Genomic DNA, 24,515 nt, shown 5'->3' with positions numbered 1-24,515 from the left:
CGGTAGTGGCCTGGGGCCCTGTGGTCGGGTCCGTCCCGGCCGGTCCTGGCCTTGCCGGGACAAGGATAGGGCTCCGACCACCCCGACCCGGCTGCTTCACCTGCGTGACACGATGTGTAGGTTCAGTGAAGCGAACCGATAATCGCAGGTAGGTGCGATTCCTGCACCGATTTTGACGTCTCGCGCCCCGGGTGTTGTGCACTCGTTATGCCTGCGTCCCACTCGTCCCCTCTGTCCCCGGGAGAGAACCGCCGCGCAGAGGTGCCTATACGCTTCAAAAAGGCGCCAAAATTGGGCATTCTTCACATGTGGTAACCATGGACGTACGGCCTCAGCTCATCGACGCACTTTCCGCCCTGCGCGACCGTGTCGCCGCCGTGCGTCTTCCACTGCCCCTCCCGGGGGCCGAACGGGCCTGGCAGACCAGAGTCGAACTGCTCGACCAGCTCGACGACTACCTGCTGCCACGGCTCAAGGACCCCGAGGCCCCGCTGCTCGCGGTGGTCGGCGGGTCCACCGGAGCCGGCAAGTCCACTCTGGTCAACTCGCTCGTCGGCTGCCGGGTCAGCCAGGCCGGTGTGCTGCGCCCGACGACGCGCACGCCGGTACTGGTCTGCCACCCGGACGACCACCACTGGTTCGCCGGGGTACGGGTGCTGCCCCAGCTGACCAGGATCTGGCTGCCGCCGGGCCAGGCCAGGGACCCGGACGGGCTCGACGACCTCGGTGCCGCCGGCGGGGACGAAGAGAGCGCCCTGCGGGTGGAGACCGCCGTCAGCCTGCCGCGCGGTCTGGCCCTGCTCGACGCCCCCGACATCGACTCCCTCGTCGTACACAACCGGGTGCTCGCCGCGGAACTCATCTGCGCCGCGGACATCTGGGTGATGGTGACCACCGCCTCCCGCTACGCCGACGCCGTCCCCTGGTACCTGCTGCGCACGGCCAAGGAGTACGACGCCTCCCTGGTCACCGTCCTCGACCGGGTGCCGCACCAGGTGATCGCCGAGGTCTCCCGGCAGTACGCGGCGCTGCTCACCAGGGCCGGACTCGGCGACGTCCCCCGCTTCACCATCCCCGAGCTGCCCGAGTCCGCGGGCGGCGGCAGCGGACTGCTGCCCACCACAGCCGTGGCCCCGCTGCGGGCCTGGCTCACCCACCGCGCCCAGGACCCGGCGGCCCGTCAGCAGTCCGTGGGGCGCACGGCGTCCGGGGTCCTGCGGTCGCTGAACGTGCGCCTGCCCGAGCTGGCCGGAGCCGTCGCCGCGCAGTACGCGGCGGCGGTGCGGCTGAGCGGCGTCGTCGAGGAGGCGTACCGCAAGGAGGCGGCCCGGGTCCGCCGCAGGCTCCAGAGCGGCGCCGTGCTCGCCGGGGACGCGCGGACCCGGTGGCGCGGCTACCCGCTGGACAGTTCCACCGGCGAACTGCTCGACGCACTGGTGGAGAGCCTGGTCGCGCTGCTCCAGTGCGCGGTGGCCGCCGCCGACGACGAGATCCGCACGACGTGGCGCGGGGAACCGGCCTCCGGGGCGTTCCGCTTCGAGGACGCAGGCCGGGAAGCGGGCGGATGGGGTCCGGCCGAGGACATCGAGGGCCGTATCGCCGTGGCCGTACGACGCTGGCGGCGGGTACTCGAAGAGCTGGCGGACGAGGAGGTGCGGCTCCTGGAGAAGAACGCCGCCCCGGACGCCGAGACCGTCGCCGCCCTGCTGGCCGCCGCCCTGCTCGGCGGGCGCCGCACCCGCACGGCGGGGGAGCAGCTCGCGGAGCGCATCGGCGTCCAGGGCGCCCTGCGGCTGCGTGACAAGGGAGGGGCGCTGCTCACCGCCTGTCTCGACCAGGTCATGCACGGCGAGCGGGACCGGCGGCTCGCCCCGCTCGACGCCCTGGACGTGGCCCCGGAACCACAGGCCGAGCTGATCGCCGCGCTGTCCGTACTGCAGAAGGAGAGGGTGAAGCCATGACCGCCGTCACCGACCAGGACCAGGACCGCGACCCGGCACACGGGCCCGGGGGCGGGCAGGGCGTCGAGCGGGCCGGGACGGAGCCGCAGGCTCCGGCGAAGGGCGCGGGCCGGGACGGGCGCTGGGACGACGGACTGATCGCCCGCCGCGCCGCCACCGCCTCCGAGGAGCCCGACGAGGCGGCGGATGCCGAGGACCCCGGCGACGCGGGGGACGGGCCTGACGGCCCTGACGGCGACATCGCTACCGAGGTCGAGGCGTACGAACGGTCCGGCGGGCCGCTCACCCCGCGCCTCGACTCGCTGCGCGAACTCCTCGGCCTGTCACGGGCCAGACTGGACCGGGAGACCCTCGCGGAGGCGGGCCGCGTGCTCGACGAGGCGGCGGCCAGGCAGCGGCTCTCCTCGCGGCACACCGTCGTGGCCATCGCCGGGGCGACCGGCAGCGGGAAGTCCACGCTCTTCAACTCCCTGGCGGGCGCCCAGATCTCCGACACCGGGCTGCGCCGGCCGACGACCGCCTCACCGATCGCCTGCAGCTGGACCGACGGGGCCGCGGGGCTCCTGGACCGGCTCGCGATCCCGGGACGGCTGCGGCGCAGGCCCCAGCAGGGCGGCTCCGAAGCCGATGCGGCACTCCAGGGGCTCGTCCTCATCGACCTGCCCGACCACGACTCGGCGGCGCCGGGGCACCGGGAGCAGGTGGACCGGGTGCTGGCCCTCGTCGACGCGGTGATCTGGGTCGTCGACCCGGAGAAGTACGCCGACGCGGCGCTCCACGAACGCTATCTGCGGCCGCTGGCCGGACACGCCGAGGTCACCTTCGTCGTCCTCAACCAGATCGACCGGCTGCCCGGGGAAGCCGCCGAGCTGGTCCTGGACGATCTGCGCCGGCTTCTCGACGAGGACGGCATGGCGCTCGGGGAACACGGCGAGCCGGGCGCGACCGTCATGTCGCTGTCCGCCCTCACCGGCGAGGGCATGCCCGAACTGCGCGAGGTGCTCGGCCGCTTCGTGCAGGAGCGCACGGCCGCCGCGCGCCGGCTCTCGGCCGATGTGGACGCGGCGGCCGCCCGGCTCCGGCCGGTGTACGTCGCCGATGGCCGGCCCGGTCTCGGCGAGCGGGCCCGGGAGGATTTCACCGACCGGCTCGCTGAGGCGGTCGGGGCGGCGGCCTCCGGACAAGCGGCCGAGCGCGAATGGCGCAGGAACGCCGGACGGGCCTGCGGGACGCCCTGGCTGCGCCTCTGGCGCTGGTACGAGTCCACCCGGCAGCTCGGCGGCCTGGACCGCATGGCCCTGGCCCTCGCACCAGCCCCCGCCCCGCCGGAGGAGGAGATCACCGCCCGCCAGCGGGTCGAGCAGGCGGTACGGGCCGTGGCGGACGCGGCCTCCGCCGGGCTGCCGGGCCCCTGGGCGCAGGCCGTCAGGGAAGCGGCGGTCAACGGGGCGCGGGGGCTGCCCGAGGCCCTGGACGAGCTGGCCAGGAACGCGAGTGCCGGGGCCGGGGCCGGGGCCGCCAGGCGGGCGGCAGGGGCGGGGACACGGACACGGGCAGAGGTACGGGCAGGGGTACGGCGCCGGGCGGCCGGGCCGCCACGCCGCCGCGTCCGGCCTGGTGGCCGGCGGCGGTACTGGTGCAGGCGACGATGACTCTGCTGCAGATCTTCGGCGGGCTCTGGCTGCTCGGCCAGATCGTCGGCGTGCTCGAACCGGGCCTGGTCACCCCGGCCCTGGTGATGCTCGCCGGAGTCGTCGGCGGGCCGCTCGTGGAGTGGTCCTGCGCGGCGGCCGCGCGCGGTCCGGCGCGGCGGTACGGGCAGGAGGCGGAGCGGCGGCTGCGCGACGCCGCGGCCGGGTGCGGGCGTGCCAGGGTCCTGGACCCGGTCTCGGCGGAACTGGCGCGCTACCGGGAGGTACGGGAGAGGTACGTGGCGGTGACGGAGTTCTCCACAACCGGCCCGTAGTCCACAGGCGTCAGCGGGATCTCCTTTCCCCGTCCAGCATGGAACCCGGTGCGGGAAGCGGCGCGCGGAGTGCGCGCCGCTCCGGTACGCGGAATCCGGACGGGAGACGGGGAAATGAACGACACCTTTGTGACGCTGGTGGGAAACGCGGCGACCGCCGTGGAGTTCCGGGAGACGGCCACCGGCGGAATGGCGCGCTTCCGCTTCGCTGTGACGGCGCGCCGCTGGGACCGGGAGAAGCAGCTCTGGGCGGACGGGCACACCAGTTTCTACACGGTGCTGGCGTGGCGCACCCTGGCGGTGAATCTGTCCGGCTCCGTCTCCGTGGGCGAGCCACTCGTGGTGCACGGACGGCTGAGGGTGCGCGAGGAGGAACGGGAGGGCAGGCGGCGGGCGTTCGTCGACATCGAGGCGGTGGCGGTGGGACACGACCTGACGCGGGGGACCGCCGCGTTCCGCCGGGTGCTCCGGGCGGATCCGTCCCTGACATCGCGCGCGCCGACAGGCGCCGGTCCGGGCGACGAGGATGCGACGCGCCGTCAGGAACCGGCCACCGAACTGATGTCGGTGTCCTGAAAGGGCGGCGGGTGCCGGATACAGCGATAACGATTATGAGTCGGAATGGTTGTCCGACCGTATGACGGGGGATTGGGCTTCGCCCGGTCTTTAGGATTCCTCAGTATTCATGGGGCACTTGAGTCTGCTGGCGAGGCGATCCCCACACGCGCGACCGGCGCGAGGTCCTCGCCCGGAGGGGAATTCTGTGTTTTCTGCGTTTTCTGCGTTTGCGGTGCGTGCGGTGCCTGTGGTGTCTGCGGTGGTTTCGACGGCTTTCGGATCATCCGGGACCTGTGTGTCCGCTCCGCCGTCCGGCGCGCTGTCAGCGGCCTCGACGACGAGCTCCGTACGGGGGCGCGCCGGAGGGCTCGGCAGGCTGGCGGCCACCGTCCTGGTCACCGGCCTCGTGGCGGCCGGCACCCTCGCGGGAGCGGGTCCCGCCGCCGCCGGGAGCACCCCCCAGCAGGAGGGCGGCGTGACCGCGGTCCTGGACGGACTGAAGACGTTCGACCGCGCCGTGCTCAGCGTCCCCGGCGAGAACGGCGCGAAGGACACCACGCAGACGATCCCCGCCGGCCTCTTCGAGATGACCGTCGAGGGCGGCGGCAAGCTCAAGACGTACTGCGTCGACATCCACAACGCCACCCAGGACCAGGCGAAGTACGTGGAGACCTCCTGGGACCAGACGTCCCTCGGGGCCAACAGGAACGCCGGGAAGATCCGCTGGGTACTCCAGCACTCCTACCCGCGGATCGACGACCTCGCCGCCCTGGCCCGCCGGGCCGGCACCGGGCCGCTCACCGAGCGCACCGCGGCCGCCGGGACCCAGGTCGCCATCTGGCGCCACTCGGACGACGTGCGTGTGGAGGCGGCCGACCCGCAGGCCGAGAAGCTCGCCGACTGGCTGTCCGCACACGCCTCCTCCTCCGCCGAGCCCAAGGCGTCCCTCACGCTGGAGCCCGCGGCCGTCTCCGGCCGGGCCGGGGAGCGGCTGGGCCCCGTCACCGTGCGTACCAACGCGGACCAGGTCTCCCTGGCCCCGCCGGCCGACGCGGCGAGCGGCGTCAGGATCACCGGCCAGGACGGCAAGCCCGTCACCTCCGCGACGGACGGCGCGCGGCTCTACTTCGACCTGCCCGAGGACGCCGCCGACGGTTCGGCGCAGCTGACCGCGCAGGCGACCACCTCGGTGCCGGTCGGCCGGGTCCTCGCCGGGGTCACCAGGAGCCAGACGCAGATACTCGCCGGCTCCAGCGAGTCCACCGTCTCCGCGGGGGCCACCGCCACCTGGGCCGGAGCCGGGGCCGTACCCGCCCTCACCGCGAGGAAGAACTGCGTCGAGGGCGGCGTGGACATCACCGCGAGCAACAAGGGGGACGCGCCGTTCACCTTCGAGCAGGCGGGCTCCACGTACACCGTCGCCGCCGGGGCGACCAGGACCGTCACGGTCCCGGTCGCCGAGGACCAGACGTACGACATCACGATCACCGTTCCGGGCGGCCTGCGAAAGAGCTTCAGGGGTGTCCTGGACTGCGTCACGGCCTCCGGCGCCGCCGCCGGTGACCAGGGCGGCATCGATACGCAGAGCGCCGGGCAGCCCGTCCCCGCGTCCACCGGCACCAGCTCCACGGGCCTGGAGGGCGGCCTCGCGGCGACCGGCGGTTCCGGTGCCACCCCGGTCATCGCGGGCGTCGCCGTCGCCTTCGTCGTCATCGGCGGCGGCACGGTCGTCCTGCTCCGCCGCCGGAAGCCGGCCGGCGACAGCGAGTGAGCGGATGACCCCCGGCGCCCCCTGAGCGGGGCGCCGGGCCCGGGCCCCCGAGGGGGCGCGGCGCGTGCCGGGGAGCGGACGGGTTTCCTTCCGGCGGCAGGCGTCAGGCAAGATGGGTGTATCTGCCCACACCTCTACTGCTGCCGGACGGTTTCTCTTGGCTGAGTTCATCTACACCATGCGCAAGACGCGCAAGGCGCACGGCGACAAGGTGATTCTCGACGACGTCACCCTGAACTTCCTGCCCGGCGCGAAGATCGGTGTCGTGGGGCCCAACGGTGCCGGTAAGTCCACGGTACTGAAGATCATGGCGGGCCTTGAGCAGCCGTCCAACGGCGAGGCGTACATCTCGCCCGGCTTCAGCGTCGGCATCCTCATGCAGGAGCCGGAGCTCGACGAGTCGAAGACCGTCCTGGAGAACGTGCAGGACGGCGCCGCCGAGATCATGGGCAAGCTCCACCGCTTCAACGAGGTCGCCGAGCTCATGGCGACCGACTACTCCGACGCGCTCATGGACGAGATGGGCAAGCTCCAGGAGATCCTGGACCACGCCAACGCGTGGGACCTGGACGCCCAGCTGGAGCAGGCCATGGACGCCCTGGGCTGCCCGCCCGGCGACTGGCCCGTCACCAACCTCTCCGGTGGCGAGAAGCGCCGCGTCGCGCTCTGCAAGCTCCTCATCGAGGCCCCGGACCTGCTCCTCCTCGACGAGCCCACCAACCACCTCGACGCCGAGTCGGTGAACTGGCTGGAGCAGCACCTCTCCAAGTACGCGGGCTGCGTCATCGCCGTCACTCACGACCGGTACTTCCTGAACAACGTCGCCGAGTGGATCCTCGAACTCGACCGCGGCCGCGCGATCGCCTACGAGGGCAACTACTCCACGTACCTGGAGAAGAAGCAGGCCCGCCTCAAGGTCGAGGGCCGCAAGGACGAGAAGCGCCAGAAGCGGCTCAAGGAAGAGCTCGAGTGGGTCCGCTCCAACGCCAAGGGCCGGCAGACCAAGTCCAAGGCACGTCTCGCCCGGTACGAGGAGATGGCGGCCGAGGCGGACAAGATGCGGAAGCTGGACTTCGAGGAGATCCAGATCCCGCCGGGCCCGCGTCTCGGTTCCATCGTCGTCGAGGTCGAGAACCTCTCGAAGGCGTTCGGCGACAAGGTCCTCATCGACGACCTGTCCTTCACGCTGCCGCGTAACGGCATCGTCGGCATCATCGGACCGAACGGCGCGGGCAAGACCACGCTGTTCAAGATGATCCAGGGCCTGGAGACGCCGGACTCCGGCGCCATCAAGGTCGGCGACACGGTCAAGATCTCCTACGTCGACCAGTCCCGCGCCAACATCGACCCGAAGAAGTCCCTCTGGGCCGTCGTGTCGGACGAGCTGGACTACATCAACGTCGGCCAGGTCGAGATGCCGTCGCGGGCGTACGTCTCCGCGTTCGGCTTCAAGGGCCCCGACCAGCAGAAGCCGGCCGGTGTCCTCTCCGGTGGTGAGCGCAACCGCCTCAACCTGGCGCTCACGCTCAAGGAGGGCGGCAACCTGCTGCTCCTCGACGAGCCCACCAACGACCTCGACGTGGAGACCCTGTCCTCGCTGGAGAACGCCCTGCTCGAATTCCCCGGTGCGGCCGTGGTCATCTCCCACGACCGCTGGTTCCTGGACCGGGTCGCCACGCACATCCTGGCGTACGAGGGCGACTCCAAGTGGTACTGGTTCGAGGGCAACTTCGAGTCGTACGAGAAGAACAAGGTCGAGCGGCTCGGCGCGGACGCCGCCCGCCCGCACCGCGCCACGTACAAGAAGCTCACGCGAGGCTGATCGTCTTGGCTCGTCACATCTACAGCTGCCCGCTGCGCTGGTCGGACATGGACGCCTTCGGCCACGTGAACAACGTGGTCTTCCTCCGCTACCTGGAGGAGGCGCGTATCGACTTCATGTTCCGGCTGGCGCCGGGGGACGGCTCGCCGTCGTTCTCCGGCGGGTCCGTCGTGGCCCGGCACGAGATCGACTACGTACGCCCGCTGGTCCACCGGCACGCTCCGGTGACCGTCGAGTCGTGGGTCACGAAGATAGGCGCCGCCTCGCTCACGATCGCGTACGAGATCAAGGACCCGGACCAGGTGTACGTACGGGCGTCGACCGTCGTCGTCCCGTACAACCTGGCCGAGGAGCGGCCGCGGCGGATCTCCGCCGAGGAGAAGCTCTTCCTCCAGGAGTTCCTGGCCGAGGAGCCCGCCGCCGTATGACGGTGCCCCTGCGTTCCCTGCTGTTCGCCGACCCGAGGGAGGCGGCGGACCTCGCCGCCTTCCTCGGCCGGCTGCTCCACTACGACCGGGCGGCCGCCGTCCGGTTGCAGGCCGGCGGCGAGGCACTGGCCGTGTTCGGCCGGCCGCCGTCGTTCGATGTCCTCGCGATCCGGACGGCGCGGCTGGCCGGCCCGCACACCCTCGACGTGACCGTTTCCGCCGGTGAGCTCCTCGAATCCCTGGAGGAGACGACCGGTGCGGGGGCCGTCCCCGCACCCGTCACGGGACCGCCGTGGACGGGTGTCCTGCCGCCCCGCGGCGGCTGGCGCGAACAGCCGGGACTGCCGGACCCGCTCGCCCTGCGCGCCCAGCTCACCGCCGCCGTCGCGGACTTCCGCACCCGGGACGGCGCACTGCCCGACGACCGGCGCACCAGGGCCGAACGCGACACGATCGGCCGCGAGATCTGGTCACGCCCGGTCGGCGGCACTCGGCTCCCGCTGCGCGCCGTCCACGCCGCCCAGTCTCTGGGCTTCCTGCGCGCCGCCCCGGACTTCCCGGTGACCCTGCTGGCGTCCGGGCCCTGGCTCCGGCTGCGTACGCCCTTCGGCTCGGTCATCGTCCGCGGCCCCGGCGGCGGACTCGGCACACTCGCGGTGACGGTCGGCCGCGGGCACTGACCCGTCCCGGGCGGCGGCGCTACTCCTCACGCCCGTCCGGCCACACCCCGATGTGGCCCCGCTCCGGCATGGACCACCGGGTCAGCCCTCGGTGTTCACCATCGAGGCGGCGGCGTACGTGAGGTAGTTCCACAACTGCTGCTCCTGCTCCGCCGGCAGCCCGAGCTCGTCGAGGGCGACCCGCATGTGGCCGAGCCAGGCGTCGTGCGCCGCGCGGTCGACGCGGAACGGGGCGTGGCGCATCCGCAGCCGGGGGTGTCCGCGGCCGTCGCTGTACGTCCGGGGGCCGCCCCAGTACTGCATGAGGAACAGGGTGAACCGCTCCTCGGCGGGGCCCAGATCCTCCTCCGGGTACATCGGACGCAGCAGCGGGTCCTCCGCGACCCCCTGGTAGAAGCGGTGTACCAGGCGCCGGAAGGTCTCCTCGCCGCCGACCTGCTCGTAGAAGGTCTGCTCCTGAAGCGTGTCGCGCGGAATCTCAGTCACCTGTCCATGGTCGCAGACGAACCGGCCGAGGACCGGGGTCCTAGGACTCCGGTCCCCTCCGGCAGCGCGAGGGGCGCCGCCGGAGGGAGGGACGGCACTCAGCCGCGACGGAGCGTGATGGTCGTCCAGGCCCCGACATGCACCTGGTCACCGTCCTGGAGCGGGACCGGGACGTAGGGCTGGATCGGGTCCTCGGCGGTGTTGAGGGTGGTGCCGTTGGTGGAGTTCTGGTCGACCACGGCCCAGCCACCGTCAGGCTGCTGCACCAGGACCGCGTGCTGGTGGGAGACGCCCGGGTCCTCCGGCGGCACGGACAGGTCGATGTCGGGGGACTCGCCCGTGCTCTGCCTGCGGCGCCCGATGGTGACCTGGCTGCCGGTCAGCGGAATGTGCTGTTCCGGGGAGTACGCGGGCAGGTTGAGCCCGGTCGCCTCGGGTCCGCTGCGCTGCATCATCGCGAGGAAGTACTCGCGGTCCGGGGCGATGACAGCCGTCCAGGTGGTGGACTGCCGGCCCCGGTTCTGCCCCTGGTCGGGTCCGTGTCCCTGGTCGGGTCCGGGTCCGCGTCCGGGTCCCTGACCGGGGCCGTGGCCCTGCCCCGGGAACGGCTGCTGGAAGCCCTGCGGCGGCTGCGGGAGGCCGGGCGGCTGCGGCGCGAGGCCCTGCGAGGGCGGCGGCAGCATCCAGTCGTCGCCGCCGGGCCGCCCGGCTTGGGGCTGCGCGGGGGCGGGCGGAGCGGACTGCTGCTGGAACCCCTGCGGCGCCTGCTGGTGCTGCTGGGGATGCTGGGGCTGCTGGAAGGAGTGCGGGGGCGGCGGTCCCTGCGGGAACGACGGCGGGGCCGGGGGGCCGGAGTGGCCGCCCTGCTCGGAGGTGAGCGGCTCCGAGGGCCGGTTCGTCTGCGAGGGCCGCGAACCCTGGTGTTCGAAGGGGTCCCGCTGCTGTTGCCGCGGCTGGGGCGGCGGCGGTCCCTGCTGGGCCTGGAAGCCGGGCGGCAGGTGGAGACCCGGTACCGGGGCACCGGGAGCGCTCTGCTGCGGGGCGAGCGGGGTGTACGTGGTCGCCGTGTTCGTGAGGAAGTCCCAGCGGCACTCCTCGCAGAACGGCGCCATCGCCTCACGTGGGGTGCGGCACTGCGGGCAGAGCTCGGCCCGGGCGGCCGGCTCGCCGGGGCCGGGGCCCTGCGGGTAGCCGTAGCCGGGCGTGGGCGGAGGCGGAGGCGGGGGAACCGCGCCCGCTCCGGCGATGCGGTGTCCGCAGACCTCGCACCACTCCTCGGAACCCGACTGGTGTCCGTTCGGGCAGGTCGGCATGTCGGCGCTTCCCCCTCTCCTCGTCCGGCCCGGGGGCCGTCATGCTCGTTCGGTTTGCCGGTGGTCGCCGCGCCGCTACTTCCTGACGCGAACGGTCTTGGTGGAGCGCGTTTCGAGGGTCGTCCCGTCCGCCTCCGCCACCTTCGCCTTCAGTCGCACAGTACCGGTCGCCGCGTCGACGACGTCGACCACCTTCGAAAGGAGTTTCGCAGTGCCCTCGTTCCCCGAGGCCGACGCGAGCTGTACCGCGCGGCAGAGCTTCGCGGTCGCTCCGTCGAAGTTCGCCGACTTGCGCGCATCGAACCCCTGCTGGATGACCCGCCGTCGCGTCGCGCGTCTTCTCATTCCCGTACACCTCGACGGAGAACCACGGCACGTCCGACCTGGAGAATCCCGCCATCTGGTCTGCTCCCTGTGGCTCCGCGCAGGTCGGATCAGGTCGTACCGGACGGGCTGAGCGGCGCTCAGTCGGTGCTCGACGGGGGCGCTGCCCCCTGGGGCGTCACGACGAACGGCAGCAGAGCCACGGTGACGTTGTCGTGCCCCCCGCCGTCGAGCGCGTGGCCCACCAGCACCTGGGCCGCGTGCAGCGGACGTTCGCGCGCGTCCGGCGGCAGCACCGCCGCCATCTCCGCCGCGCCCTCCGCGTAGTTCCACAGTCCGTCCGTGCACACCACGACCAGGCCCGGGCGGTCCGGCTTGAACGAGGCGGTGTGCGGCTCCAGTTCGTAGGCGTCGGCGCCGAGCCAGCCCGTGATGGCGTGGGCGCGCTCGTCGGCGTACGCCTCCGCCTTGTTCATCAGGCCCGCCGCCACCATCTGCGCCGCCCAGGAGTCGTCCTCGGTGAGACGGGCGGGCGCTACGGCACGGTCGTCCGGCACCCAGTAGACCCGGCTGTCGCCGACCCAGCCGATGACCAGCAGCCCGCCGGCCATGACCGCTGCGACCAGGGTGCAGGCCGGGGCGTTCTGATGGCGCGGCTGGTCGGGCTCCGTCGCCCGGCCCGGCTCACCGGCCAGCGCGTTGACCGCCTCGGACGCGGCGATGATCGCCTCGTGCATGGCCTGCTGGGGATGCGTCCCGCGCGGCAGGGACTCCAGCAGCGACTCGTTGGCGGTGCTCGCGGCGGCGGCCGACGCCTCGTCGGGGCGGCTCGCCGAAGAGACGCCGTCGCAGACGATGGCGACGACGGCCGGGGAACCGTCCGGCAGCGCGGTGCCGGAGACGGCGAACGCGTCCTCGTTGCGGTGGTGGCGCAGGCCCCGGTCGCTGACCGCGGCCACCGAGCCGAGCTCCTGCTCCATGTGATCGCGTTCGCGGGGCTGGGCGTGGCCGCAGTTCTCGCAGTACCCGTCGGTGTCCACCCGGCCCGAACGGCAGGCCACGCACAGCTTCCCGCCTGCCGCCGGGGCGGCGCTACCCGGACCGGGCGCTCCGGGCGCCCCGGGGGCCGCCAGTTCGAAGTCGTCGGAGCCGGGTGACGCCCCGCCGGGGTCGTCGCGGCAGACGGGTGGCGCCGTCGTGGGCAGCGGTGAGCCACCCGAGTCCGTACCCGGCAGATCCGTCGCCCGGTGCGCGGGGGCGGGCAGGTCGCCACCGCCGGCCTCCGAGGCCGCGGGCCACTTCGCCGGCCCGCCCGGCCCCGGTACGGCGACCGCCGGCCGGTCATCCGGCGGCGCCGGCACGGCCGACAGGTCGTACCCGCACGCCCCGCAGAGCAGGTCGCCCGTCGCCAACGGCTCCTCGCAGCCTGGGCAGTTGGTCAAGGAGGTCTGCTGGTGGATCTGTGACATCTTCACACCCACGTCCGGGGGCGGAAACGGTTGGCCCGCTCCGCCAGTTCGATCCGCTCGTCGCCCCGCTGTGTGAGCCGGGCGAGTATCCGGTGCGAGCGCTCCAGGCCCGATCTGGGGCCCCGCTCGTCCAGTTCACTGCCCAGCAGCGTCCTCGGGCCCGGCAGCGCGTGCCGCGACGGGCCCGGTGAGGGAGCCGCCGGACTACCGGAGAGTACCCAGTCGAGCGCGGTACCCAGTACCTCGGCCGACAACTGCTCACGCCGTACGGCGTCGAGGCCGAAGCCCTCCAGGCCCGTCACCTGCGTACTCACGGTGTCTCCCCCTGTCCGCCCCGCCGGTCCTCCGGGCCCGGCGGTCGCTGCGGGGTGAGCAGCTCGGCGGCCGCCTGCTGGAAGCGCAGCACCGCCTGCCCGGCGACGCGCAGATCGCACGGCGCGCTCCACAGCATCCGGCGGGCCGCGTCGTACCGCTCGATGAGCAGCGGGTCCTCCGCCAGGCCGTGCCGGGCGGCCTTCGCCCTGTACGCGTCCAGCCTGCCCCGCAACTCCGCGCGGACCGCGAGCGGCGCCGTCACGGACGTCAACGACTCGCGGGCGCGCAGCAGTTCGTCCTCCGCCTCGCGCTCCAGCGTCTCGAGGAGCGGGGAGAGCCGGTGCCACTGGGCGTGTCTGCGGTAGTCGGAGGCCGCGGCCAGCCGTTCCTGCAACGCGGTCGGCGGGCCGCTGACCACGGGCACCTCCGAGGCGGCGATCTTCGCCAGCACCTCGCCGCGCGCCGACCGGGCCTCGGAGAGTGTGCGGTCCGCGCGGGAGAGCACGTCACGCAGGCGGACCAGACGCTGTTCCGCGTCCTGCCGGACCGCGAGCACCGCCTCGATCTCCCGCCGTACGTCCTCCAGGGCGCGGGCCGCCCGGTCGTAGCGTGTGGTGTCGGGACGGCCGCTGCCGGGCGCCGCGCTGCCGGGGCCGGGCAGCCAGAACGCCAGCGGGTCGGAGATCACCTGCGCCCGGAGCGCCGTCAGCTCGTGGGTGATCGACTCCAGGTCGTCCCCGGCCGGATGCTCACCCGGCCGCACCCCCACGGAGTACGCGAGCGACGCGGTACGGCGCAGTTCGGCGGCGAGCAGGTCTATCCGGGCGGGCAGCGCCGACCATACGGAGTCGGAGGCCACGACCATGTCCAGCGCACCCGCGTACAGCTCGTTCATCCGGGCGACGAGCTCCTGGAGCGAGAACCGCTCGGAGAGCACGGCGGGACCGGTGACCGAACGGGCCCGCGCCGCACCCGGGCCGGCCACGGTGACGCCCTGGCCGCACAGCAGCTCCGTCAGGGCGAGCAGGTCCTCCCGGTCCGGATGGCGCCTGCGGGCCCGCACCGCACGGGCCTCGGTGAGCGCGTCCTCGTAGGCGTCGAAACACCGCCACAGCAGGGTGATCGACTGCTCGGTGGCAGCCCAGCGGTCCTGGGTGACGCCCGTCAGCTCGGCGCCCTCCAGGAGCCGGCGGCCCGCATGGTCCTGAAGCGCGAGGAGCGAGGTCTCGATGGCCTCGTACTCCGCCCCCAGCCGGGCCAGCGCACGGTCCGCCTCGTCCCGGTCCAGGACCGGGCCGGGGGGCCTCCCCGCGAAGCCGGGGAAGGAACCCGCCACGCCCATCGATCACCTCTCCGCTCTTCCCGTCCGGCCCGGGGGCCGGAGGATTCAGTTGCTCAGGTACCCGGGCGCCGGCGGTCCGGTGATCCCGGGCAGGCCCGTCGCCGGCCACGCCCGGCAGGACACCATCCACGGGCTGTCGTCGCCGCCCTCGCGGTAGTCGGCCAGCACCTTGTCGACGCGGGCCACCAGGTCCTCCGCGCCCTGCTTCGCCGCCACCCCGTAGTACGCCGTGGAGATGGAGACCTGTTCCAGCCGCTCGCAGTTGATGGTCATCGTCCGCACGACGACGTCGACCCGGTCGTTCTCCAGCGCGGCGACGCGCTGGTCGGTGGGTATCGCACGGAAGATCACCGCGTTCCGGTCGCTCAGGATGTCCTGCGCCATGGCCCGCACCGGATCGATGTCGAAGCCTTCGAGTTCGCGGGTCTCCGGGTTGCGGTACCCCCAGCGGAAACCGTTCCGGCCGGCACCGGCGATCAGCCTGCCGCGCTCCTCGATCCGGTCGATGCCCGGGCCGTCGTCGCCCGAGAGCCGCGGGCTCGCCTCCGGGTCGGTGCACCCCTCGGCGCGCGCGTGCACCGTCGGCGTCGAGCCCTGGCCCGCCGCCCTCGTACCGAAGGAGCCGCCCCCGCTGTGGGAGAGCGGCAGCAGCGTGAGCGAGGCGGTGATCGCACAGGCCACCGCCATGCCCGCCACGCCGCCCCAGCCGCGTAGCCTGCCGGGCGCGGACCGGCCCCTGGCCATCGCCGCCCCTCTCACCGGTACTCCGAGAGCCCGCGGCTGACCCCGGCGACGGCGGCCGCCGCGCCCAGGGCGGTGCTCTCCCGGCCCGGCTCGGTCGTCGCCGCCGTACGCAGTCGCTCCGCCGGTCCGGGCCAGGCGCTCCGGCGCCGCGCGGGCACAGACGGCGCCACGGGCGCACGCTCCCGTGGAGAGCCCCCGTTCGGCGGGTATGTCACCTGACCTCCCCCTCGGTCACCGACTGCGGCACGGCCCCCCGGCCGAGCACGGGACCGGCACCCGGCCAGCAGTATGGCCGGAGTGACCGCCGTCCACACCAGGAACCGGCGGATCGGCCACCCCCGCAGAGAACACGTATGGGACGAGTGATCGGTTCCCGGACCCCTCAGGCGTACTGCGCGCGCAGCCTGGCATGCACCTCGGGCGCCGCACCCGTGTGGTCCAGGCCCAGCAGCCCCGCCCCGAGGACGGGCGGCTGCGCGACCACACCGATCACGGCCTTCGGGGCGCGGGCCGCGAGCAGCGCGGATATCCGCTCGTCGAGCTGGGTGTGACCGGCCGTCAGCACACTGCCGCCCAGCAGCACGGGCACCTCCTCGTCGAGCAGGTCCAGGCGGGTCAGCGCCACCGAGGCCATGGCGACGACCTCGTCCGCCTGCCGGTCCACCAGGGCGCGCGCCACCGGGTCGCCCGCCGCGCTGGTGGCGAAGAGGACCGGGGTGAGTTCGTGCCGCGCGGCGGGCGGGATGGTGCCCCGGTGCAGCGCCTCGATCAGTTCGTACACCGAGCCGAGCCCGAAGTGCCCCGGCAGCGTGCGGGCGAGCGCGGTCGCCCCGCCCCGGCCGTCCTCGGCGCGCGCCGCGAACCACAGGGCCTCCTCGGCGAGCCCCGAACCGCCGCCCCAGTCCCCGGAGATCCGGCCGATCGCGGGAAAGCGGGCGGTGCGCCCGTCCGGCAGCATGCCCACGCAGTTGATGCCCGCCCCGCAGACGACGGCCACCCCCCGCGGTTCGTCCACCCCGGCGCGCAGCAGCGCGAAGGTGTCGTTGCGCACCTCCACCGTGCGCGACCACCCCCTGGCGAGCAGAGCCTCCGTCAGCTCCGCCTCCTCGGCCGGGAGATCGGCGTTGGCCAGGCACGCGGACACATGGCCCAGGGAGCCGGTGCTCCCGCCGCACGCGGCCAGCGCCCGGTCCAGGATCACGCCCAGCACGTCCAGTGCCGCGTCGATGCCCACGACCGGCGGCTGGAAGCCACCGCCGCGGGCCGTGGCCAGGACCGTGCCGTCCGCCCCGATCAGCGCGATGTCGGTCTTGCTGTTGCCCGCGTCGACGGCGACGACCGAGACGTTCACGCCCACGCGAGGTGCTCCCGGTTGTGGGCGATCAGCCGGTCGGTGAGACCTTCGGCGTGCTCGTACTGACCGATCAGCGGGTGCGAGAGGAGCGCCCTGAACACCCGGTCCCGGCCGCCGCGCAGCGCCGCGTCCAGAGCGAGGTCCTCGTACGCCGTCACGTTGGCGATCAGACCGGCGTAGAGCGGGTCGAGCCGGGGAACGGCGAGCGGAGCCGCCCCCGTGCCATCGACCCGGGCCTGCACCTCGATCACGGCGTCGTCCGGCAGGAACGGCAGCGTCCCCCTGTTGTACGTGTTGACCACCTGCACCGCGGAGCCACCCCCGCCCAGGAGGGACGCCGCCAGGTCCACGGCCGCCTCCGAGTAGAAGGCGCCGCCGCGCTTGGCGAGCAGCGCGGGCTTCTCGTCCAGCGCCGGGTCGCCGTACAGCGCGAGGAGTTCCTTCTCCATCGCGGCGACCTCGGCCGCCCGGGACGGCTTCGTGCCGAGCTCCCGTACGACCTCGTCGTGCGCGTAGAAGTACCGCAGGTAGTACGAGGGGACGACGCCGAGCCGGCCGACCAGCTCCCGGGGCAGGTGCAGGTCCCCGGCGATGGCGTCCCCGTGCTCGGTGAGCAGCTTCGGCAGCACGTCCTCGCCGTCCGGGCCGCCGAGGCGCACCCCGAGCTCCCAGGTCAGATGGTTGAGACCGACGTGGTCCAGATGCACCTCGCCGGGCGTCACATCGAGCAGCCGGGCGAACTTCCGCTGGAAGCCGATCGCCACGTTGCACAGGCCGACGGCCTTGTGCCCGGCCTGGAGCAGCGCCCGGGTGACGATGCCGACCGGGTTGGTGAAGTCGATGATCCAGGCGTCCGGGTTGGTGCGGCGGACGCGTTCGGCGATGTCCAGGACGACCGGGACGGTGCGCAGCGCCTTGGCGAGGCCGCCGGCTCCGGTGGTCTCCTGGCCGACGCAGCCGCACTCCAGCGGCCATGTCTCGTCCTGGTGGCGGGCGGCCTGCCCGCCGACCCGGAGCTGGAGCAGGACCGCGTCGGCGTCCGCGACCCCGGCGTCCAGGTCGGATGTGGTGGTGATCCTCCCCGGGTGGCCCTGCCTGGCGAAGATCCGCCGGGCGAGGTCGCCGACAAGTGCCAGGCGGTCGGCGGCCGGATCGATGAGCACGAGCTCCTCGACCGGCAGGGTGTCCCGCAACCGGGCGAAACCGTCGATCAGTTCGGGGGTGTAGGTGGACCCGCCACCCACTACTGCGAGCTTCATGTCAGTCCTTCACTCCGGTCGGTGTGTTGCGTGCCCTTGGGGAACTCCAGGCCGTCCCCGAACGCCATCGGGATGATGACGATGCGAGGCGGGCGGCAGCGTCGTCATCGAGATGCGCTCCCGCCGGGCCGGAGGTCGATCGTCCGCGCATGACAGGACTCCCAGGGGCAGGGGCAGGGGCAGGGGAACCGTGGCGATCTCAGCGAGAGGTGTCGAACACCTCGTCGCGGGTGTCCGCGAGGGCCCTTTCGAGGGCGCCCCGCAGCACGGGATGGCGGTCGATCTCGCCGAGGACGAGGCGGGGCCGGGACGCGGCGAGCTCCGCGAGCTCCGACTGGATCAGTGAACGCAGCAGCTCACCGCCGGAGGAGACGAGCTCGCCGGAGAGCACGATCAGTTCCGGGTCGAGCACGGCGGTGACGGATGCGAGACCGGTGGCGAGCCGCTGGGCGTACTGCCGCAGCAGCTCGGTGAGCGCCTCGTCGCGCTCGTACGCCTCGACCGCCCGCGCCAGCAGGGCCGCCGCGACCCGCGCGTACGGCTGGTGGGGGGTGTCGATGCCGAGTGCCGTGGCCAGCCTCGGCAGCGACTGGGCGCCCGCGAGCTCCTGGAAGCCGCCGCTGTTGGCCTTCACGACCTGGCGTACGAGAGGGGTACCGGGCACCGGCAGGAAGCCGACCTCGCCCGCGCCGCCGGTCCAGCCGCGGTGCAGCCGGCCGTTGATCACCAGGGCGGCGCCGAGGCCCTCCTCGTTCCACAGCAGGACGAAGTCCTCGTGTCCTCGGGCGGCCCCGAGCCGCTGCTCGGCCACCGCGACCAGGTTCACGTCGTTCTCGTACTCCACCGGCATCGGCAGGGAGGCCGCCAGCTCCGCCAGCAGGGTGGGGGAGTGCCAGCCGGGCAGGTGCGAGGCGTAACGCAGCCGGCCGGTGCCAGGGTCGAAGGCGCCCGGGGTGCCGACGACGAGGCGGTGCACGCCGGAACGGGCCAGCCCGGCGGCCTCGACCGCGCCGTCGAGGGCCTCGGCCACCTGCCGCACGACCCCCGCGGCGCCGCGGCCCGGGGTGCGCAGCTCGTACCGCCCGACCGTCTCGCCCGTGACGTCGGCGACCGCGGCGACGATCCGCCCGGCGGTCACGTCGAGGCCGGCGACGTGGGCGGCGCGGGCGTTCACGGCGTAGAGCTGGGCGCCGGGCCCGGGCCGGCCCTCGCTGGTGCCGGTGGCGACGACGAGTCCCGCGGCCTCCAGGCGGGTCAGCAGCTGGGAGGCGGTGGGCTTGGAGAGGCCGGTCAGCTTCCCGATCTCCGTACGGGAGAGAGGGCCGTGTTCAAGGAGCAGGTCGAGGGCGGCCCGGTCGTTCATGGCGCGCAGGACCCGTGGTGTGCCCGGGGTCCCCGGCGTGGTCCCCGCCATGGCCGTCCACCCGCCCTCTGTAAGGAAACTTTCCTGTTCGTGTGAGGAAGGTAGAGCGCGGATCACCGTGCCGTCAATGGTCCGCCCCCGCAGCTGTCGAAGCGTTATCCGCAGTGCCCCGTACGCCGAAGGGGCGCCCCGCACGCGCGGGACGCCCCTTCGGCCACACCTCGCCGTCCGGCAGGGCCGGGCGGCGGTACTCGCGCTCCTCGGTTCCGCGCTACTTGGCCAGGTTCGGCGGTATCGGCGTGGTCGCGACCGACTGCGGCGAGGTCGCCGAGGCGTACGCGGACGGGGGGGCCATGCCGGCCGTCGGGTCCGGCGGCGCTTCCCCGTCCACCAGCGGCAGGGCCCCGACCATCCGGATGCCCGCCTCGTCCAGCGTCTGCTTGATCCGCCAGCGCAGCTCGCGCTCCACGCCCAGCGCCTTGCCCGGCATCGTCTTCGCGGTCACCCGCACCGTCATCGAGTCCAGCAGGACCGCGTCCAGGCCCAGGACCTCCACCGGTCCCCAGAGGCGCTCCGTCCACGGGTCCTCCTTGGCCATGGCCTCGGCCGCCGCGAGGATCGACGCGCGGACCCGCTCCAGATCCTCCGTGGGGCGCACCGTCACGTCGACCCCGGCCGTCGACCAGCCCTGGCTGAGGTTGCCGATCCGTTTCACCTCGCCGTTGCGGACGTACCAGATCTCCCCGTTCTCACCGCGCAGCTTCGTGACCCGCAGCCCCACCTCGATGACCTCGCCGGAGGCCACGCCCGCGTCGACCGTGTCCCCGACTCCGTACTGGTCCTCCAGGATCATGAAGACGCCGGAGAGGAAGTCGGTGACCAGGTTCCGCGCGCCGAAGCCGAGCGCGACCCCGGCCACACCGGCCGAGGCCAGCAGGGGCGCCAGGTTGATCTGGAACGCGCCCAGGATCATCAGGCCCGCCGTGCCGAGGATCATGAACGACGTCACCGAACGGAGTACGGAACCGATCGCCTCCGAGCGCTGGCGGCGTCGCTCCGCGTTGACCAGCAGACCACCGAGGGCGGTGCCCTCCACCGCCTGGGCGCTGCGGTTCATCCGCTCGATGAGGTTGGTCAGGGCGCGCCGGATCACGTAGCGCAGCACGAGCGCCACGGCCGCGATGAGCAGGATGCGCAGACCGGTGCTCAGCCAGGTGGACCAGTTCTCCTCGACCCAGCCCGCGGCGTTTCCGGCCTGTTCGGCGGCCTCACCGAGGGAACCGACCGGTTCCGGTGAGGGCGCTGCGGCCAAGAGGGCGGACAGGTGCACGGCGGGGACCTCCATGAGCGGCGACGGGTGACCAACAACAGTAACGACGCCAGGGGAGTGGTTCGTTGCCGTGTTCGGGGGAGAGACACGTCTCACCCGGGGATACACCACGTGTGGCCGATCGCCCAGGGCGGGCGGCCGCCGTGGTGAAGCGCCTGTTCCCGGGCGCCCCGGACGGCACCGGGCCGGGGGGGAGTGAGAAAAATCCCCCGGCCCGTTACCGGCACGTGGTGGCGTTCGGACCAGGCATGAGGAGAGACTGAGATCGGATCGTCCCGGCGCGAGCCACGCGCCGCCGGCGTACAAGGAGGCATCCACCGTGCCGCACGTCCTGGTTCTCAACGCGTCGTACGAGCCGCTCGGCGTCGTACCGCTCCACCGCGCGCTCGTCCTCGTCCTGGAGAACAAGGCGATCTGCCTTGAGGAGTCCGGCGCGTTCCTGCACAGTGCCACCCGTGCCGTGGCCGCGCCCAGCGTCATCCGGCTGAAGCGGTTCGTACGGGTCCCCTACCGGGGGCCCGTCCCCCTGACCCGGCGGGCGCTCTTCGCCCGGGACGGCGGGCGCTGCATGTACTGCGGCGCCGCGGCCACCAGCGTCGACCACGTCATTCCGCGCAGCCGCGGCGGACAGCACGCCTGGGACAACGTGGTGGCGGCCTGCCGCCGCTGCAACCACGTCAAGGCCGACCGCCACCTGCCGGAGCTCGGCTGGCGGCTGCGCCACCCGCCGGCCCCGCCGAGCGGTCTGGCCTGGCGGATCATCGGGACCGGGCACCGGGACCCGCGCTGGCTGCCGTATCTCCAGCCGTTCGGCGCGGACGACGTACTGGCCCGGATCGACGGCGTATCGGCGTGAGCGCCATCAGGCGCGTCCGGCGACCGGGGAGACCACGCCTGCCGGCCGCCCGTTCGGCGCCGCCGCCGTGCCGCCCCGGTCGCACCGCGACGGCCTGTGACCCCGCTACCGCGCCGCCACCGCGTACGCCTCCACCGACCACAGCGAGTACCCGAACTCCGTGGCCCGGCCGTCGCCCTGCACCCGGATGAACCGGGTGTCCTTCGCGTCCATCCGGACCGACTCGCGCCCGCCCCGGCCCTCGCGCACGGTGGCCGCCGTTCGCCAGGTGCGGCCGTCCGCCGAGACCTGCACGCGGTAGCGCGAGGCGTACGCGTCCTGCCAGCGCAGCACCACCTGGCCCAGCCGCACCGGCTCCGCCAGCTCCGTCTGCCACCAGGCGCCGTCCTCCACGGGCGAGGACCAGCGGGTGGCGGGATCGCCGTCCGACGCGGCCGCCGCCGGGAAGTCCGGGGTCTCGTCTCCGGAGGAGGACGCCGTGCCCGTACGGGCCAGATCGGCGCCCCCGGCAGGGGGAAGGCCCGCACCGTCAGGGTGCTGCGCTCCCCGCCGAAGCTGAACGGCACCTGGTACTCACCGGCCGGGGTGTCCGCCGGGACCGTGATGTCCACCGGGACGTCCGTGCGGGAGCCGCGCGGGACCGTCGTCCGCTTGGGGACCTTCACCGTGATGCCCTCGGGCGCGTCGGCGGTCAGCGCCCCCCGCACATCCGAGGGCCGCCGCCCGGCCAGCCGCGCCTCGACACGCTGCGGGCCGCCGCCGATCACGGCGTCCGTCTCGCCGCGTACGAGAGCCAGGCCGGCGGCGGGCTCGTCACCGAACCACGGCACGACCGCCCGCACCCGTGGACCCGCGGCACCGGTGGCGGGGCCCGGGAGCAGCGGGGCCCGGGTGCCGGTGAAGGAGGGGGCCGCGGCCGGCAGGCTGACCCGGACCGCGTCGGCCCGCAGGCCCTTGGTGGACGCCTGGGTCCAGCCGGACGCCGAGAGCGGGCCGAGACCGCGCCAGCCCTCGCCCGGCACGTGGGCCTGCAGGACCGCGTCGGCGGAACCGCCGCCGGGGTCCGTCAGGACGGTCACGGCGTCCACCGGGCGGGGGCGGCCCAGCCGGACGGTGTAGCTGTCCGCGTCCTCGGTGACGGTGCCCGAGTCGCGGTCGACGCCGTTCCAGCCGTCGGACTCCTTGCGGACCCGGTCCAGAAACGGTCCAAGCACGCCCTCGCCGACCGTCGTCCCGCCGTCCTTGATCCGCTCGCGCAGGCCGTCCAGCTCCAGCCGCGCCCGCCAGGCGCCCGCCCCGTCACCCCGGGCCTGCGCCTGGAGCAGGTCCACGGCGAGCTCACCCGCCCGGCCGTACCGGGCCAACTGGTCCGACCAGGGACGTACCTCGTCGTCGAGCCGCCCCTCCGCCGGGGCGGCCAGCCGCTCCGGGGCCTCGCGCATCACGGTGAACGCCGCCCGCAGCTCGCGCGCCGCCTCACCGCGTTCCGGGCCGCTCGCCGCCCGGGACGCCCAGAACGCGGTGAGCAGGGGCCGCAGGTAGGCCGACTCCGCGCCGCCGAGCAGGGAGGCCGCGCTGTTGCCGGCCAGCGCGTGCAGCGCGGCCCGGGTCCCGGCGTCGCCGCCCGCCAGGTCGTCCATCGCCGCCTGCCAGGACTCCTGCGGCCGGTAGCCCCGCGGGTTCCAGGCGAAGTCGGCGGCGGTGAAAAGCGGGATGCGGGAGGCGGACGGCTGCTCCATCGCGTTGGCGATCAGCGCGGCCGAACCGATCGCGACCGCCGGCTCCCGGCCGGTGTACGGGCCGAGGAAGATACGGTCCTGCGCGTAGTCGTTGACCGGGTAGTTGTCCATGGTGACCAGGGGGTGGCGGAAGGTGGACCGGGCACCGGCCAGCTCCCGCCCGGTGATCGTCTTCGGGACGACCCCGACTCCGGTCCAGGCCACCTGCACCCGGTCGTCGAGCTCCGCGGCGAGCGCCTCGCGGTACTCCGTCGAACCGTTCTGGTAGTACTCCGTCGGCATCACCGTCAGCGGCTCCGCGTCCGGGTGGCGCTGCGCCAGATGCCGGTCGACGGCGCTCGCGACGCGCGCCTGGGCCCGCGCCGCGGCTCGCGGGCCGTTGCCGAAGGTGTCCGCGTCGTCGTCGCAGTGCCACTCGCTGTAGCTGACGTCCTGGAACTGGAGCTGGAAGACCCGCACGCCCAGCGCCCACATGGCGTCGATCTTCCGCGTCAGCGCCCTGATGTCACCATCCGACGCCATGCACATCGCCTGACCGGGGGAGACGGCCCAGCCGAGTGTCACGTGCTCGGCACGCGCCTTCCTCGCCAGTGCCCGGAACTCCGCGCGGTGCCCGGCGGGGTACGGCTCGCGCCAGCGGGCCTGGCGGTAGGGGTCGTCGCCCGCCGCGTACAGGTAGCGGTTCTGCTTGGTGCGCCCCATGAAGCCGATCTGCGCGAGCCGCTCCTCATGGGTCCACGGCTGCCCGTAGAACCCCTCGGCCGTCCCCCGGACGGCCGTGCTCGGCCAGTCGCGCACCACGGCGCCGGCGACAGCGCCGTCGCGGATGAGCTGGCGCAACGTCTGGACCGCGTGGAAGAGGCCGTCCTCGCCGACGCCGTCCAGGGCGACGGTGTCGCGTCCGGCGACCGGGCCGGACGCGATGCGGTAGCCGCCGGACGGCAGGTCCGCGCGGTCGGGGGCCCGCAGGACCCGCAGGGCCTCCAGCGCACCGGGACCGCCGATACGGACCACGGGGCCGCGCCCAGGGAACGCGTCGTGCAGGGTGGTGACCCCCGCCTCGCGCAGCACGGTCCGCAGGGCGTCCACGGCGTACGGATCGGCGCCCGCCCCGGCGAGAACGGTGACCTCGGTACCCAGGGGCACGGTCCGGCCGGACGCCTTGACGGTCTGCGGGCGGGGCCAGACGGAGGGCAGCGAGGCGTCGGCCCGGTCGGGCGCGGCGGCCGGCGGGCCGGGGACGGCAGGGGCCGCCGTCGCGGCCGGGACGACGGGACCGAGCAGCCCGCCGATCACGGCGACGGCGACGGCCGTCGCCTGCTTCCTGCGCCCGAACCGCACGTCGCGCCCCTCTCGTCCCGCTGGTGGGCTCCGAGCCCACCACCCGCGCGCGAGGGTGTCAATGCGCGTGACCGTTGCGCCAGATATGCCCGGA

17 protein-coding genes and 4 pseudogenes are annotated in these 24,515 nt (G+C 73.7%); 8 read left to right on the top strand and 13 right to left on the bottom strand.

Features of this window, described 5'->3' with window-relative positions:
• Positions 1 to 317 precede the first annotated feature (317 nt).
• The 7 genes and pseudogenes from Sfulv_RS09715 (at position 318) to Sfulv_RS09685 (ending at position 9,186) form a co-directional block, all read left to right on the top strand.
• Positions 318 to 1,961, top strand: coding sequence for a dynamin family protein (locus Sfulv_RS09715; protein WP_173313314.1), 1,644 nt, complete (start codon positions 318 to 320; stop codon positions 1,959 to 1,961).
• Positions 1,958 to 3,927: pseudogene (locus Sfulv_RS09710) on the top strand (GTPase). Before Sfulv_RS09715 ends, Sfulv_RS09710 begins: the two are co-directional and overlap by 4 nt.
• 114 nt (positions 3,928 to 4,041) lie before the next feature.
• Positions 4,042 to 4,503, top strand: coding sequence for a single-stranded DNA-binding protein (locus tag Sfulv_RS09705; RefSeq protein WP_173313313.1), 462 nt, complete (start codon positions 4,042 to 4,044; stop codon positions 4,501 to 4,503).
• 277 nt (positions 4,504 to 4,780) lie between these two features.
• Positions 4,781 to 6,256: a Cys-Gln thioester bond-forming surface protein gene (locus Sfulv_RS09700; RefSeq protein WP_256668853.1), complete on the top strand. Its 1,476-nt coding sequence runs from the start codon at positions 4,781 to 4,783 to the stop codon at positions 6,254 to 6,256.
• 157 nt (positions 6,257 to 6,413) lie between these two features.
• The gene (ettA, locus tag Sfulv_RS09695) at positions 6,414 to 8,078 is read left to right on the top strand and encodes an energy-dependent translational throttle protein EttA (protein ID WP_173313311.1); all 1,665 of its coding nucleotides are present in this window, start codon (positions 6,414 to 6,416) and stop codon (positions 8,076 to 8,078) included.
• A 5-nt stretch (positions 8,079 to 8,083) separates the two neighbouring features.
• Entirely contained in the window at positions 8,084 to 8,506 is a 423-nt protein-coding gene (locus tag Sfulv_RS09690) for an acyl-CoA thioesterase (protein ID WP_173313310.1), read from the top strand.
• Positions 8,503 to 9,186 carry a DUF8010 domain-containing protein gene (locus Sfulv_RS09685; RefSeq protein WP_173313309.1) on the top strand — a complete coding sequence of 228 codons (684 nt, stop codon included), beginning with the start codon at positions 8,503 to 8,505 and terminating at the stop codon, positions 9,184 to 9,186. The genes Sfulv_RS09690 and Sfulv_RS09685 overlap by 4 nt, the downstream gene beginning before the upstream one ends.
• Positions 9,187 to 9,267: 81 nt before the next feature.
• Here Sfulv_RS09685 and Sfulv_RS09680 read toward each other — a convergent pair whose 3' ends face one another.
• The 12 genes and pseudogenes from Sfulv_RS09680 to Sfulv_RS09625 form a co-directional block, all read right to left on the bottom strand.
• Positions 9,268 to 9,672: a globin gene (locus Sfulv_RS09680; RefSeq protein WP_173313308.1), complete on the bottom strand. Its 405-nt coding sequence runs from the start codon at positions 9,670 to 9,672 to the stop codon at positions 9,268 to 9,270.
• Between the two features lie 98 nt (positions 9,673 to 9,770).
• Positions 9,771 to 10,985, bottom strand: a complete 1,215-nt coding sequence (locus Sfulv_RS09675; RefSeq protein WP_173313307.1) for an FHA domain-containing protein — start codon at positions 10,983 to 10,985, stop codon at positions 9,771 to 9,773.
• Between the two features lie 75 nt (positions 10,986 to 11,060).
• Positions 11,061 to 11,309: pseudogene (locus Sfulv_RS09670) on the bottom strand (hypothetical protein); the annotation flags it as partial.
• A 140-nt stretch (positions 11,310 to 11,449) separates the two neighbouring features.
• Complete coding sequence (locus tag Sfulv_RS09665) at positions 11,450 to 12,778, bottom strand: PP2C family protein-serine/threonine phosphatase (RefSeq protein WP_173313306.1); 1,329 nt, start codon at positions 12,776 to 12,778, stop codon at positions 11,450 to 11,452.
• Between the two features lie 2 nt (positions 12,779 to 12,780).
• Positions 12,781 to 13,089: pseudogene (locus Sfulv_RS09660) on the bottom strand (tetratricopeptide repeat protein); the annotation flags it as partial.
• A complete protein-coding gene (locus tag Sfulv_RS09655; RefSeq protein WP_173313305.1) occupies positions 13,089 to 14,435 on the bottom strand; it encodes a hypothetical protein in 1,347 nt (448 codons plus the stop codon). The pseudogene Sfulv_RS09660 and the gene Sfulv_RS09655, both read right to left, overlap by 1 nt.
• A 45-nt stretch (positions 14,436 to 14,480) precedes the next feature.
• A complete protein-coding gene (locus Sfulv_RS09650) occupies positions 14,481 to 15,179 on the bottom strand; it encodes a transporter substrate-binding domain-containing protein (protein ID WP_173313304.1) in 699 nt (232 codons plus the stop codon).
• 11 nt (positions 15,180 to 15,190) lie between these two features.
• Positions 15,191 to 15,349, bottom strand: a complete 159-nt coding sequence (locus Sfulv_RS09645; RefSeq protein ID WP_173313303.1) for a hypothetical protein — start codon at positions 15,347 to 15,349, stop codon at positions 15,191 to 15,193.
• Between the two features lie 212 nt (positions 15,350 to 15,561).
• Entirely contained in the window at positions 15,562 to 16,536 is a 975-nt protein-coding gene (locus tag Sfulv_RS09640; RefSeq protein WP_173313302.1) for an N-acetylglucosamine kinase, read from the bottom strand.
• Positions 16,527 to 17,792, bottom strand: a complete 1,266-nt coding sequence (locus Sfulv_RS09635) for a 6-phospho-beta-glucosidase (RefSeq protein WP_173313301.1) — start codon at positions 17,790 to 17,792, stop codon at positions 16,527 to 16,529. The genes Sfulv_RS09640 and Sfulv_RS09635 overlap by 10 nt, the downstream gene beginning before the upstream one ends.
• A 199-nt stretch (positions 17,793 to 17,991) precedes the next feature.
• Positions 17,992 to 19,206 (bottom strand): ROK family transcriptional regulator, encoded by a 1,215-nt coding sequence (locus Sfulv_RS09630; protein ID WP_173313300.1) that lies wholly within the window; start codon positions 19,204 to 19,206, stop codon positions 17,992 to 17,994.
• A 220-nt stretch (positions 19,207 to 19,426) separates the two neighbouring features.
• On the bottom strand, positions 19,427 to 20,485 hold the full coding sequence (locus Sfulv_RS09625; RefSeq protein ID WP_173313299.1) for a mechanosensitive ion channel family protein: 1,059 nt from the start codon (positions 20,483 to 20,485) through the stop codon (positions 19,427 to 19,429).
• 319 nt (positions 20,486 to 20,804) lie between these two features.
• Here Sfulv_RS09625 and Sfulv_RS09620 point away from each other — a divergent pair, with 319 nt between their 5' ends.
• Positions 20,805 to 21,341: an HNH endonuclease gene (locus Sfulv_RS09620; protein ID WP_173313298.1), complete on the top strand. Its 537-nt coding sequence runs from the start codon at positions 20,805 to 20,807 to the stop codon at positions 21,339 to 21,341.
• 105 nt (positions 21,342 to 21,446) lie between these two features.
• On the opposite strand, the pseudogene Sfulv_RS09615 reads toward Sfulv_RS09620, so the two are convergent.
• Positions 21,447 to 24,421 (bottom strand): annotated as a pseudogene (locus tag Sfulv_RS09615) (glycoside hydrolase family 84 protein).
• Positions 24,422 to 24,515: the final 94 nt, after the last annotated feature.

The organism is Streptomyces fulvorobeus, assembly GCF_013167895.1.
Classification (GTDB): domain Bacteria; phylum Actinomycetota; class Actinomycetes; order Streptomycetales; family Streptomycetaceae; genus Streptomyces; species Streptomyces fulvorobeus.
The sequence above is the reverse complement of the archived record's forward strand: the minus strand, read 5'-3'. Positions and strand labels throughout refer to the sequence as shown.

Excerpts from the sequence above, each read along its gene's own strand:
- Sfulv_RS09635 (WP_173313301.1), bottom strand. The coding sequence starts at position 17,792 with ATGAAGCTCGCAGTAGTGGGTGGCGGGTCCACCTACACCCCCGAACTG.
- Sfulv_RS09630 (WP_173313300.1), bottom strand. The coding sequence starts at position 19,206 with ATGGCGGGGACCACGCCGGGGACCCCGGGCACACCACGGGTCCTGCGC.
- Sfulv_RS09715 (WP_173313314.1), top strand. The coding sequence starts at position 318 with ATGGACGTACGGCCTCAGCTCATCGACGCACTTTCCGCCCTGCGCGAC.
- Sfulv_RS09650 (WP_173313304.1), bottom strand. The coding sequence starts at position 15,179 with ATGGCCAGGGGCCGGTCCGCGCCCGGCAGGCTACGCGGCTGGGGCGGC.
- Sfulv_RS09665 (WP_173313306.1), bottom strand. The coding sequence starts at position 12,778 with ATGTCACAGATCCACCAGCAGACCTCCTTGACCAACTGCCCAGGCTGC.
- Sfulv_RS09655 (WP_173313305.1), bottom strand. The coding sequence starts at position 14,435 with ATGGGCGTGGCGGGTTCCTTCCCCGGCTTCGCGGGGAGGCCCCCCGGC.
- Sfulv_RS09705 (WP_173313313.1), top strand. The coding sequence starts at position 4,042 with ATGAACGACACCTTTGTGACGCTGGTGGGAAACGCGGCGACCGCCGTG.
- Sfulv_RS09675 (WP_173313307.1), bottom strand. The coding sequence starts at position 10,985 with ATGCCGACCTGCCCGAACGGACACCAGTCGGGTTCCGAGGAGTGGTGC.
- Sfulv_RS09685 (WP_173313309.1), top strand. The coding sequence starts at position 8,503 with ATGACGGTGCCCCTGCGTTCCCTGCTGTTCGCCGACCCGAGGGAGGCG.